Origin of the sequence: Mycobacterium sp. WMMD1722, assembly GCF_049315205.1 — a bacterium.
Taxonomy (GTDB): domain Bacteria; phylum Actinomycetota; class Actinomycetes; order Mycobacteriales; family Mycobacteriaceae; genus Mycobacterium.
On record NZ_CP186056.1, the window covers coordinates 339,289 to 353,047 of the forward strand.

Sequence of the window (13,759 nt, forward strand, 5' to 3'; positions counted from 1 at the left end):
AGGAGTGTCGGGTCCCCTGAATATAGGGTAGCCTCCACGAAGTTAGGCCAGCCTATGCTGAGTTTGGAGGACGGGTGAACATCCAGGCGGACAGCGTTGCGACGAATTCGGCAACGGTGCGGGCCGAGGTCGCCGAACTCCTCGGCGTCGATCCATCCGAACTGGATCCGACCACCGATCTGATTGCTTCCGGGCTCGACTCCATCCGCATGATGTCGCTGTCCGGGCGGTGGCGCCGCCAAGGCATCGACGTGGGGTTCGCCGCCATGGCGGCGCATCCCACCGTGGCGGCATGGTCCGAACTCGTCGGCGAACACGGCCCGGCGGCGCCGGAGGAGCCCAGTGCCGGTGCCGGTGCCGGTGACTCTGACGACGCGCCCTTCCCGCTGGCCCCGATCCAGCACGCGCTCTGGGTCGGACGCAACGAACTGACCGAACTGGGCGGTGTCGCCGCCCACCTCTACGTGGAATTCGACGGCTTCGGCGTCGATCCCGCGCGGCTCGGCGCCGCGGCCGCCCAACTCGCCGCACGCCACCCGATGCTGCGCGTCGAGATCCTCGGCGACGGCATGCAGCGCATCGGCGCGAGGTCGCTGCCGGTCAAGGTGACCGACCTGCGCGAGGTGGACACCACGACCGCCGAGACCCGCCTCGAAGAGATCCGCCAGAGCAAGTCGCATCAGCTGCTCGAAGGCGAAGTCCTGGAACTGGCGCTGACCCTGCTCCCCGACGGCCGGACCCGCCTGCACGTCGATCTGGACATGCAGGCCGCCGACGCCGTCAGCTACCGCAACTTCATGGCCGACCTGGCCGCCCTGTACCGCGGCGACCGGCTGCCCGAGCTGGGCTACACCTACCGCGAGTATCGCCGCGCGTTCACCGCGACATCGCCCGCTGCCGCCGACGCCGATCGGGCCTGGTGGACCGAGCGCATCCCCGAGCTCCCCGAACCGCCCGCCCTGCCCCTGGTCCCGCGCGCCGAACAGCGCGATCCGCACCGGGGGACCCGGCGCTGGAAATTCCTCGACGCAACCGCGCGCGACGGTCTCTATGCCGCGGCCCGCGCCCGGGGGATCACCCCGGCGATGGCGTTCGCGGCGTCCTACGCCGGCACCCTGGCCCGCTGGTCGACGAGCCGGCACTTCCTGCTGAATCTGCCGATGTTCGGGCGCGAGCCCTACCACCCGGATGTGGACCGGCTGGTCGGTGACTTCACCTCCTCGCTGATGCTCGACGTGGACTTCACCGACGCGCACACGCCCGCTCAGCGCGCCCGGGTGATGCAGGACGCCCTGCACACCTCGGCCGGCCACGCCACCTACTCCGGCCTGTCGGTGCTGCGCGACCTGAGTCGCCATCACGGCACCCCGACGCTCGCACCGTTCGTCTTCACCAGTGCGCTCGGTCTGGGCGATCTGTTCGCCGGTGACGTCACCGACCAGTTCGGCACACCGGTATGGCATATCTCCCAGGGTCCGCAGGTGCTGCTCGATGCGCAGGTGACCCCGTTCGCCGGCGGATTGCTGGTCAACTGGGACGTCCGCGAGGACGCCTTCCGTCCCGGCGTCATCGACGCGATGTTCGCCTACCAGCTGGCCGAACTGGAGCGCCTGGCCATCGACGACACTGCCTGGGATGCGACCGATCCGCCGGCCGTGCCGCCGGCGCAGCTGGCGGTGCGTCGGGCACTGGAGAGCACCGCCCCGCGCAGCGATGACGCGCTGCACGACGGCTTCTTCCGCAGCGCCGCAGCGACACCGGACGCGACGGCGGTCATCGGCTCGTCGGGGACGCTGACCTACGCGCAGCTGCGGGAGCAGGTGCTGGCTGTCGCGGCGGCGCTCACCGTCGCCGGTATCAAACCCGGCGATGCGGTCGCCGTGCTGGGACCGAAATGCGCTGAGCAGGTCACCGCGCTGCTGGCCGTCCACGCCGCCGGCGCGGTCTACGTCCCGATCGGCGCGGACCAGCCGGCTGAGCGGGCCGCGAGCATCCTGCGCAGCGCCGCGGTCCGCATGGCGCTGGTGTGCGGCGACGCGGTCCCCGAATCCCTGCCGGCGCTCACGATCGAGGAGGCGCTGCGGGTCGGCTCGCGGGCCCGCGACGTCAGGCCGGCCGCGATCGATCCCGACCAGGTCGCCTACGTGCTCTTCACCTCCGGCTCCACCGGTGAACCCAAGGGAGTCGAGGTGACCCACGCCGCGGCGATGAACACCGTCGAATTCATCAACGGCCACTTCGGGATCGGGCCGGGCGACCGCGCTCTGGCGCTGTCCACGCTCGAGGGCGATCTGTCGGTGCTCGACGTGTTCGGCATGCTGCGCGCCGGCGGATCGCTGGTGGTGGTCGACGAGGCGCAGCGTCGTGATCCCGACAGCTGGGCGAGGCTGATCGACGAGCACCGGGTCAGCGTCCTGCACTTCATGCCCGGCTGGTTGGAGATGCTGCTCGAAGTCCTCGCCGATGAGCAGGCCGCACTGCCTTCGGTGCGGGTCGTGCCGACCGGCGGCGACTGGGTGCGCACCGATATGGTGCGGGCGCTGCGGGCGGCTGCCCCGAACGTGCGATTCGCCGGTCTCGGCGGAGCCACCGAAACCGCCACCCACAACACGATCTGTGAGCCCGGCGACCTGCCCGCTCAGTGGTCCGCTGTGCCGTTCGGCCGCCCCCTACCCAACAACGTCTGCCGAGTCGTGGCCGTCGACGTGTCGGACTGCCCGGACTGGGTGCCGGGCGAGTTGTGGGTGTCGGGCCGCGGTATCGCCCGCGGCTATCGGGGACGGCCCGATCTGACCGCCGAACGCTTCGTCGAGAGCGACGGCCGAACCTGGTACCGCACCGGCGATCTGGTGCGCTACCTGCCCGACGGTCAGCTCGATTTCGTCGGCCGCGCCGATCACCGCGTCAAGGTCAGCGGCTACCGCATCGAACTCGGCGACGTGGAGTCCGCGCTGCGCCGCATCGACGGCGTCGACGCCGCGGTGGCCGCGGTGCTGCCCGCACCCGGCGACCGCGCGGAGCAGCTGACCGCGATCGTGCGGACCTCTGATCCCCGCGTGACGACCGGTGACCTGACCCGTGCGTTGAGCGAACTCGTTCCGCCGCACATGGTCCCGAGTCACCTGGCATTCGTCGAGACGATCCCGTTCACCGTCGGCGGGAAGATCGACCGCGCGGCGGTGGCCGCACTGATCGCCGCGAGCATGGCCGCGCGCACACAGCATCCGACCCCGGTCCGCCGGATGCCTGCGACGGCCCTGCAGCGGGCACTGTCCGACATCGTCGCGACCGTACTGCACCGCGAGAACATCGGCATCGACGACGATTTCTTCGAACTCGGTGGCGATTCGGTGCTGGCCACCCAGACCGTCGCGCGGATCCGCGACTGGCTCGACTCGCCGGGCGTCATGGTCACCGACATCTTCGCCGCCCGCACCGTCGCCGCGCTCGCCGACCGGCTGGTGGGCCACGAATCCGGGGACGAACGCCTCGAGGCGGTGGCCGAGCTCTACCTGGAGGTCGTCGACATGAACTCCGACGATGTGGCGTCCGCACTCGGATCGACCTCCGCCCGGCAGCGATGACGGCCACGAACCTCGAATTCGCGCCCTGGGTCAAACGTTTCGGCGACACCGGCCGGAGCACGACGGTGGTGTTCCCCCATGCCGGTGGCGCGGCCGCGGCGTACCGCGGGCTGGCGAAGGCGCTGACCGGCCGAGGTGTCGATACGTTCATCGTGCAGTACCCGCAGCGCGCCGACCGGTTGCGTCACCCCGCTGCCGGCAGCATCGAGGAACTCGCGGCCCAGCTCTTCGACGCTGGTCCATGGGAGCGGGTCGCGCCGCTGAATCTGTTCGGACACTGCATGGGCGCGGTGGTGGCCTTCGAATTCGCGCGCGTCGCCGAACGCGGCGGCGTGCCCGTCGAGACCCTGTGGGCGTCGGCGGGGCAGGCGCCGTCGACGGTCGCCGAGGCGGCGCCACTGCCCACCACCGAGCGGGCCGTGCTCGCCGACATGGTCGATCTCGGCGGCACCGACCCGCGGCTGCTCGAGGATGAGGACTTCGTCGAGCTGCTGGTACTGGCTGTCCAGGCCGATTACCGAGCGCTGAGCGGGTACCACTGTGCTGCCGACGATCGCGTCGCCGCCGACATCCATGCCCTGCGCGGAGACCGCGACCACCGCATCAGTCGGGAGTGGTCGCAGCGCTGGGCGTCGCACACCTCGGGCCGATTCACCTCCTCGACGTTCGACGGCGGCCACTTCTACCTCAACGAACACCTCGATGCGGTCGCGGCGCTGGTGAGCGGCCGATGACCACAGACCTCCGCGCCGATGCCATCGTCATCGTCGGCATGGCGGTCGAGGCGCCCGGCGGGATCGCAACCCCCGAGGACTTCTGGACCCTGCTCAGCGAGCAGCGTGAAGCACTCGTTCCGTTCCCCACCGACCGCGGCTGGGCGCTGGCCGACCTGTTCGCCGGGTCGCGGCGCGACGGCTTCAAGGCGATCCACGATCTCGGCGGATTCCTCTCCAGCGCATCGGTTTTCGATCCGGAGTTCTTCGGGATATCGCCGCGCGAGGCGGTCGCGATGGACCCGCAGCAGCGGGTGGCGCTGCGGCTGGCCTGGCGCGCGCTCGAGGACAGCGGTATCAACCCCGACGACCTCGCCGGGCACGACGTCGGCTGCTACGTCGGCGCCTCGGCGCTGGAATACGGACCCGCACTGACCGAGTTCAGCCACCACAGTGGGCATCTCATCACGGGTACGTCGCTGGGCGTCATCTCGGGGCGGATCGCCTACACGCTCGATCTGGCCGGGCCCGCCGTCACCGTCGACACGTCGTGCTCCTCGGCGCTCTCCGCGGTGCACCTGGCGGTCCAGGCGCTGCGGACCGGTGACTGCGACCTCGCGCTGACCGGCGGCGTGTGCGTGATGGGGTCGCCCGGATACTTCGTGGAATTCTCCAAGCAGCACGCCCTGTCCGATGACGGTCACTGCCGGCCCTACAGCGCCCACGCCAGCGGCACGGTGTGGGCGGAGGGCGCAGCCATGTTCGTCCTGCAGCGCCGGTCCCAGGCGGTGCGGAACCGGCGACCGATCCTCGGTGAGATCCGCGCCAGCTGCGTGAACTCCGACGGCCGCACGGTGGGGCTGACCGCCCCGAGCGGACCGGCGCAGACACGCCTGTTCACCCGCGCGATGCAGCGTGCCGGTGTGGCCGCCGGTGACGTCGGGCTGGTCGAAGGACACGGCACCGGAACCCAGCTCGGTGACCGCACCGAACTGCACGCACTGGCCGCCACCTACGGCGCCGCCGCTCCCGGGCGCGGGCCCCTGCTCGGGTCGGTCAAATCCAACATCGGCCACACCCAGGCCGCCGCCGGGGCGCTGGGACTGGCCAAGGTGCTGCTCGCCGCTGAGCACGCCACCGTGCCGCCCACCTTGCACGCCGATGAGCCGAGCCGCGAGATCGACTGGGAGAACACGGGTCTGCGGTTGGCCGACAAGTTGACACCATGGCCGGCGTGCAACGGCGAACGCGTCGCCGCGGTCTCGGCGTTCGGGATGAGCGGCACCAACACCCATCTGGTGGTCGCGGTGCCGGACCGGCACGGGGCACTCGCGTGAGCCGGCTGCTGCCCGACGGCCGGATCCCGGTGGTGTTGAGCGCCCACGGCGACGACGTCCTGCGTGCCGCTGCCGCCGCGGTGCTGCGCCATCTGGACCGCGATCCGGACGCGACGGTCGGCGCCGTCGCCGGCCGGCTGCTGCATACCCGGCGGATCCGCCGCCACCGCAGCGTGATCCGCGCCGGCAGCCGCGACGAACTCACCGCTGGACTGCGCGCGGTCGTCGACGGCACCGACCATCCACTGGTCTGCACGAGCGCCGACGCGACCACCGGACGCATCGCGTTCGTGTTCCCCGGCCAGGGCACCCAGTGGCCGGGGATGGGCGCCGAGGCGTACGAGCTGCTGCCGGTCTACCGATCCGAGATCGACGCCTGCGCGGCCGAGTTCGCCGAGGCGGGAGCCGCCTCACCGGTGCGCTATCTGACCGGGGCGGGTGAGACGTTCAGCGAGGTCGAGATCGAAGCGGCCCAATTCAGCCACGCCGTCGCCCTCGCGCGGACGTGGCACGCACGCGACATCCTGCCGGATCTGACGATCGGGCACAGCCTCGGCGAGATCGGCGCCGCCTACATCGCCGGCGCGATCACGCTGACCGATGCGGTGCGCGTGGTGATCGCCCGGGCGGGCGTGGTCGACCGGCTCACCGGTCAGCACGCGGTCGCGGTACTCGGCGTCAGCCCCGACGACGCGCAGCACCTGATCGCCGACACGTCCGGCTGGTTGGAACTCGCGGTCGTCAACTCGGCCACCTCGGTCGCGGTCGCGGGGGACCGGGACGCCGTGTCGGCCGCCGTCGGCCGGGTCCGCGCGGACGGCCGGTTCGCTCGGGAGATCACCGTCGGTTTCCCGGTCCACACCAGCATCCTCGATCCGCTGCGCGAGGACCTGCTCGCCGCGCTGCCGCAGTCGACCTTCGCCGACACCCCGGTGCAGTTCGTCGGCGGCACCACCGGAGACGTCGTGCCCGCCGGCACACCGTTCGGTGAGCACTGGTGGGCGAACCTGCGGCACACCGTGCGTTTCGACCATGCGGTCAGCACTGCCATCCGTTGCGGAGCAACCACATTCGTCGAGCTGTCCGCCCATCCGTCGCTGCTCTACGCCATGGGTGACCGGCTCGGCGACACCCCCTCGGTACTGGTCGGTTCGGGCCGGCGCGATATGGCGATCGGCGAGGCCCTGGCGGCGAATCTGGTGGCGGCCGCGTTGTCGGACCCCGGCCACGATTGGCGCGTCTACGCACCGGCCGCGGCTGATTCGCGCCGCGGCTTCCCCTACGCCCCCATGCGGTCGACGCCGATGTGGGCCCGGCCCGAACCCCTACCGGCGCCGACGACGGTGACCGTGGCCCACGAAGTGTGGCGGCCGGTGCCCGCCGCGCAGGTACCTCTCGGCCAACCCTCCGCGCGGCTCGCCGTCCTCGATCTGAGCGGCGCCGCCGATGTGCTGACACAGCGCCTGCGGGCGGCCGCGGACCGGCATGCCGGTGTCACGCTGTCGACGCCCGAGGCCGCCGAGGTGGCGGTGATCGTGGCGCCCGCACTCGCCGCCACCGATCCCGATTCCGCGGTGGCGGCCGTCACCGACCTGGTCGGCGCCGGCGCGCTGCGGTATCCCGCGGCGGTGGGGCCGGCTTGCCGCGATATCTGGTTGATCACCGTCGCCGGGGAGCAGGTGCGCGCTGACGACGTTCCGGACCTGTCGGCGGCCGCGATCGCCGCACTCCATCGCTGCCTGGCCCTCGAACGTCCCGAGCGGACCTTTCATCACCTCGACCTGCCCGCCCGCAGCTCGGCCGCGACCACCGTCATCGATGCGGTCCTGACCGGTCACGGTGAGATGGCGCTGCGGGACCCGGGTTCGGGGGTCCAGCGATTCCGGCGCGGACTTGCCGGCGCTGCCGCCGGGCCGCCGTTGCCGCAGCGCAGCGGTGCCCTCGACGAGGTGGTGATCACCGGCGCCGCGGGAGCGATAGGGATGCACTACGCGCGGGCACTGGCCGAGCGCGGGGCCCGGCGCATGGTGCTGCTCAGCCGCCGTGCCGTCGACCCCGCCGTGCTGTCTGCGCTCCGCGCACCCCATGGCGCGCAGGTGGTCTCGGTGCCCTGCGACATCACCGACGCGGACCGGCTCGCGGAGGCGGCCGGTGAGGTCGGTGCCGCGGGCGCGTCCCTGCTCATCCACACCGCCGGGGCCGCCGCGTTCGCGACCGGCGAGCGGCTCGACGCTGCCGCGGCAGCGCACACCTTTGCGGCAAAGGTCACCGGCCTGTCCCGGATCACCGAGACCTGGCCGCTGCGATCCGACGCCCGAATCCTGCTGTGCTCCTCGATCTCCGGGTTGTGGGGTGGCCACGGGCACGGCGCCTATGCGGCGGCCAATCGCATGCTCGACGTGATGGCCGCCCGGCTGCGCGCCGACGGCCTGCACGCCACGTCCGTGCGGTGGGGTCTGTGGCAGGCCACCGACGGCGCCACCGCGATCGTGGATGCCGCAGAGACGGCCCGCATCGAACGTTCCGGTCTGTGCCCGATGCCACCGGCGCTCGCCGTCGAGGCCGGGATGGCTGATCACCCGGCCGACCCCCTGGTGCTGTCGGCCGATCCGCACCGCCTGCGGATCTTCCTGGGCGACGACGAACCTGCCCGACCGGCGGCGTCGTCACCGGCCGAGCTACCGGCGAACCCCGAGTCGGCCGTGCGTCACGCCCTCGCCGCCGTTCTCAGCATCACCGACCAGGACGGCATCGATCTGGACGCCTCGCTGTTCGATCTCGGCGTCGATTCGCTGCTCGCCCTCGACCTCCGTAAGCGATTCAGAAGCACTCTGGGCCAGACGGTCCCGCTGGCCACCCTGCTGGGCGGCATCACGGGCACCGAACTGGCCGCCGAGCTCCGCCAGAAAGTGACATCTTCGAGTGACTGACACCACCGACGCACGCCTGGAACTGCTGCGCCGCAAACTCTCCGAGCGCGGTCTGTCGTCCGGCGGCACCGCGGTCGCCGATTCGCCCGATGCGCTGTCCGACGGACAGCTGCGGATGTGGTTCGTCCAGGCCGCCGACCCGTCCGGCGCCCTGCTCAACGTGTGCCTGTCCTACCGGATCACCGGTGACGTCGACCCGGGCGCCCTGCGCAGGGCACTGGACGCTGTGGCGCGTCGGCATCCGGTGCTGCGCACCACCTATGCGGCCGACGAGAACGGCCTGCCCGCGCCGACCGTGCACTCCGATCTTCGACCGCACTGGACTGAACACGACCTCACCGAGCTGACCGATCCGTCCGGCCAGGCGCAGCGACTCCGGCTCGAGGTGCTGGCCCAGCGCGAGTTCGCCGCGCCGTTCGACCTCGCGGTCGATGCACCGCTGCGGATAACCCTCATCCGCACCGGTGTTGGCGAATTCGTGATGCTCCTGGTCGCCCATCACATCGCCTGGGACGACGGGTCGTGGGAGATCTTCTTCGCCGAGCTCACCCGCGCCTACACCGGTGCTCCGCTGGGTGAGGAACTCGACGCCCGGCGATCCGCGCCGTCGCGGGCGACCGACGAGGATCTCGCGTACTGGCGCACCGTGATGGCCGATCCACCCGAACCGCTGGAACTGCCCGGACCGGCCGGGTCGGCGGTACCCACCGGTTGGCGCTCGGCACGCACCTCGACGCGGCTCACCCCGCCGTTGAGCCGACGGGTCGCCGAACTCGCGCGCGACACCGGGGCCACGCCGTACGCCGTGCTGCTCGCGGTCTTCGGCACGCTCATCCACCGCTACACCCACGCCGACGACTTCCTGGTGGTGACACCGGTGCTCAATCGCGACGCGGGCACCGAGGAGCGCATCGGCTACTACGGCAACACCGTGGCCATGCGGTTGCGCCCGCAGGCCGCGATGACGTTCCGCGACATGCTCGGCCAGACGCGTGACACCGCCCTGGGTGCCTTCGCCCACCAGGGCATCGACCTCGACACGGTGGTGCGCGAACTCAATCCCGACCGCAGGCACGGCGCCGAGCGGATGACCAGGGTCAGCTTCGGATTCCGCGGACCGGACCGCTTCGGGTTCACCCCGCCCGGCGTGCGGTGCGAGCGCGCCGATCTGCGCAGCCAGCTCACCCAGCTGCCGCTGGGGATGATGATCGAATTCGACACCGAGGAGGGCGCGCTGGTCGAGGTCGAACACCTCGTCGAGATCATCGAACCGGCGCTGGCGCAACAGATGCTGGACCACTTCGTGGTCCTGTTGTGCAACGCGCTGGACCACCCCGACGCCGTGCTGTCCCGGTTGGACGTGATGGACGCCGCCGATTCGGCGTGGCTGCACGAGGTCGCCACGGGGGAGCGGTTCCACACTCCGGCCAGCACTCTGCCCGACCTGATCGCCACGCAGGTCGCGGCCGCGCCGGACAACATCGCAATGGTCTACGAGGGCAGGCATTACACCTACCGGGAGCTCAACGAGGCCGCCAACCGGGTCGCGCACTGGCTGATCGGCCAGGGCGTCGGCACCGAGGACCGCGTCGCGGTCCTGCTCGACAAATCGCCGGAACTGGTCATCACCGCCCTCGGTGTGGTCAAGGCCGGTGCGGTCTACCTGCCGATCGATCCCACCTACCCGGACGACCGGCTGTCGTTCATCCTCGGCGACTGCGACGCGAAAATCGTTGTGCGCGAACTGGTCAGCGACCTCGACGGGATGCGCACCGACGACCCCACCGACGCCGACCGGATCCGGCCGCTGCTGCCGGAGAACACCGCGTACCTGATCTACACATCGGGCACCACCGGACTGCCCAAGGGTGTCCCGGTGCCGCACCGGCCGATCGCGGAGTACTTCGTCTGGTTCAAGGGCGACTACCAGGTCGACCAGACGGACCGGCTGCTGCAGGTCGCCTCACCCAGCTTCGACGTGTCCATCGCCGAAGTGTTCGGCACGCTGGCCTGCGGCGCCCGGCTGGTCGTTCACCGGCCCGGCGGTCTCAACGACATCGGCTACCTGACCAACCTGCTGCACGACGAGGGCATCACGGCCATGCATTTCGTGCCGTCCCTGCTCGGCTTGTTCCTCTCGCTGCCCGGGGTCAACCAGTGGCGCACCCTGCAACGCGTCCCGATCGGCGGGGAACCGCTGCCCGGTGAGGTGGCCGACAAATTCCATGCCACCTTCGACGCGCTGCTGCACAACTTCTACGGGCCGACCGAGACGATGATCAACGCCAGCCGCTACCGGGTGCAGGGCAAGCAGGGCAGCCGCATCGTGCCGATCGGCCGTCCGAAGATCAACACCACCCTGCATCTGCTCGACGATGCACTGCAGCCGGTTCCGGTCGGCGTGATCGGGGAGATCTACATCGGCGGCGGGCACGTCGCACACGGCTACCACCGCAGACCCGGCCTCACCGCCGAGCGGTTCGTCGCCGACCCCTTCACCCCGGGCGGGCGGCTCTACCGCTCCGGGGACCTGGCCCGGCGCAACGCCGCCGGTGACATCGAATTCGTCGGCCGCGCCGACGAGCAGGTCAAGATCCGCGGATTTCGCATCGAACTCGGCGATGTGGCCGCCGCGATCTCGGTCGATCCGAGCGTCGGGCAGGCCGTTGTCGTGGTCAGCGATCTACCCGGCCTGGGCAAGAGCCTGGTCGGCTATCTGACCCCGGTCAGCGGCGAGGACCGCGCGTCGGTGGCGCTGGACCGGATCCGCTCGCGGGTCGCCGCGGCGCTGCCCGAATACATGCTGCCCGCGGCCTACGTCGTGCTCGACGCGATCCCGATCACCGCCCATGGCAAGATCGACCGCTCGGCCCTGCCCGAACCGCAGATTGCCTCGACGATCGAGTTCCGCGAGCCCGGCACCGACACCGAGCGTGCGGTGGCCGGCCTGTTCGCCGAATTGCTCGGCCGCGGCGCAGCCATCGGCGCGGACGACTCGTTCTTCGACCTCGGCGGCCATTCCCTGCTCGCCACGAAACTCGTCGCCGCAGTGCGTTCGGCGTGCGGAGTCGACATCGGAGTCCAGCAGGTCTTCGAACTCGCCACCGTGGCGCGGATCGCCGAACACGTCGATGCGGTCCGTGCCGGCGGAGGTGGGCCCGCCCGGCCGCGGCTGATCCCGCTGCATCTCGATGGGCCGGCGCCGCTTTCGTCGGCGCAGCTGCGGTCCTGGTTCGCCTACCGCGTGGACGGGCCCAGTGTGGTCAACAACATCCCGTTCGCGGCGCGGCTGCGCGGGCGGTGTGACGTCGACGCGCTGGCCGCGGCGATCGGCGACGTCGTCGACCGGCACGAGATCCTGCGCACCGTCTACCGCGAGATCGACGGCGTGCCGTACCAGATCGTCACCGCCGGCGAGCCGGTGGACGTGCGCCGCGCCGAGGGCCAGGGCGAGGACTGGCTGCGCGGCGAACTCGACCAGGAACGCGGCCACGTATTCGATCTCGAACACGACCGGCCGATCCGCGCGGCGATCCTGCGCGTCGGACCCGACCAGCTCGTGCTGTCGCTGGTCATGCACCACATCGCCGGCGACCACTGGTCGGCGACCGTGCTGTTCACCGATCTGCTGATCGCCTACCAGGGACGGACGTCGGGTCAGGCGCCCGCGTGGGCGCCACTTCCGGTGCAGTACGCCGACTTCGGGGCCTGGCAGGCCGCGCTGCTGGCCGAGGACGGCGACGTCGCCGCCCCGCAGCGCGCGTACTGGACCCGTCAGCTCGCCGGGGTCCCGGAGGAGACCGGGCTGCGCCCCGACTTCGCCCGGCCGCCGGTCCCCAGCGGCCGCGCCGAGGCCGTCGAGTTCCACATCGACGGTGCGGTACGCGAGAAGCTCTCGGCGCTGTGCCGCGATCTCGGCCTCACCGAGTTCATGCTGCTGCAGGCCGCCGTCGCGGTGGTGCTGCACAAGGCCGGCGGCGGGCACGACATCCCGCTCGGCACTCCGGTGGCGGGGCGTTCGGAGCCCGAACTGGATCAGCTCGTCGGCTTCTTCATCAACATCCTGGTGCTGCGCAACGACCTGAGCGGCAACCCCACCCTGCGCGAGGTGTGCCGCCGCGCCCGCGAGATGGCGCTGGGCGCCTATGCCCACCAGGATCTGCCCTTCGACCAGGTGGTCGACGCGGTCAGCCCGGTGCGCACCCTGGCGCGCAACCCGCTGTTCAGCGTGGTCGTCCATGTGCGCGAACAACTCCCGGAAAACCGGGTGATCGAGCACCACCCCGACGGCGACACGACGGTCACCGTGCTGGAACCGACATTCGACGCCGCGCACGCGGACCTGTCGCTGAACTTCTTCGCCGCCGACGAGGAGTCGAAGGGATACCGCGGCCATGTGATCTACCGGCCGGAGCTCTACTCCCACCAGACTGCGCAGCGATTCGTCGGCTGGCTGACCCGCGTGGTGGCCACCTTCGCCGAACAACCCGATCTGACGTTGCGCGACGTGCAGATCGGCGAGCCGGGCGAGCGGCAGTGCATCCTCGACGAATGGAGCGGCGACAGCCTCTACGTCCTCGACGAGGCGCTGCAGCCGGTGCCGGTCGGCGTGGTCGGTGACCTGTACACCGGCGGCGGTCCGCTGGCCGCGGCGCATTGGAACACACCGGGCCTCACCGCCACCCGCTTCGTCGCCCAACCGTTCGGCACCGTGCCCGGGGCGCGGCTGCACCGCACCGGTGACCGGGCACGCTGGACCGGTCGCGGTGTCCTCGAATTGGTCGGTTCCGACGACCGGCCGGCCGCACCGAACCTGCGCCCGACGGGGGGCGGACCGGCCGAACCGCCCGCCACCGACACCGAGCGCGCCCTGGCGACACTGCTGGGTCAGGTTCTCGAGGTCACGGTCACCGATCGCCACGACGACTTCTTCACCCTCGGTGGGGACAGCATCCTGGCCGTGCAGATGGCCGCCCGGGCCCGCGACGACGGGCTGAAGCTGACCGCGCGCATGGTGTTCGAGCATCCCACGCTGCACGAACTCGCCGCCGCGGTCGACGCGGCGACCGTGGCCGCCGGCGATCCCGCTGTGGACACCAGCCACGCGCCGATGAGCACTTCGGGTCTGTCCGCCGACGAACTCGCGGCCTTGACGGCTTCGTGGGGTGCATCGCACGGAGGCGCCCCGTGACCCA

5 protein-coding genes are annotated in these 13,759 nt (G+C 71.1%); all 5 read left to right on the plus strand.

Translation table 11 applies throughout. The features are described 5' to 3' along the window. Nucleotides 1–74 precede the first annotated feature (74 nt). From ACN27E_RS01585 to ACN27E_RS01605, 5 genes are read left to right on the plus strand one after another with little or no spacing between them, the layout of a single operon-like run. A complete protein-coding gene (locus ACN27E_RS01585) occupies nt 75–3,584 on the plus strand; it encodes an amino acid adenylation domain-containing protein (protein ID WP_422746286.1) in 3,510 nt (1,169 codons plus the stop codon). Continuing rightward, nucleotides 3,581–4,318, plus strand: a complete 738-nt coding sequence (locus ACN27E_RS01590; RefSeq protein ID WP_422746287.1) for a thioesterase II family protein — start codon at nt 3,581–3,583, stop codon at nt 4,316–4,318. Before ACN27E_RS01585 ends, ACN27E_RS01590 begins: the two co-directional genes overlap by 4 nt. Next, nucleotides 4,315–5,634, plus strand: a complete 1,320-nt coding sequence (locus ACN27E_RS01595; RefSeq protein ID WP_422746288.1) for a polyketide synthase — start codon at nt 4,315–4,317, stop codon at nt 5,632–5,634. Before ACN27E_RS01590 ends, ACN27E_RS01595 begins: the two co-directional genes overlap by 4 nt. Next, nucleotides 5,631–8,564, plus strand: a complete 2,934-nt coding sequence (gene mbtD, locus ACN27E_RS01600) for a mycobactin polyketide synthase MbtD (protein WP_422746289.1) — start codon at nt 5,631–5,633, stop codon at nt 8,562–8,564. The genes ACN27E_RS01595 and mbtD overlap by 4 nt, the downstream gene beginning before the upstream one ends. Continuing rightward, the gene (locus ACN27E_RS01605) at nt 8,557–13,755 is read left to right on the plus strand and encodes an amino acid adenylation domain-containing protein (protein ID WP_422746290.1); all 5,199 of its coding nucleotides are present in this window, start codon (nt 8,557–8,559) and stop codon (nt 13,753–13,755) included. The genes mbtD and ACN27E_RS01605 overlap by 8 nt, the downstream gene beginning before the upstream one ends. Nucleotides 13,756–13,759: the final 4 nt, after the last annotated feature.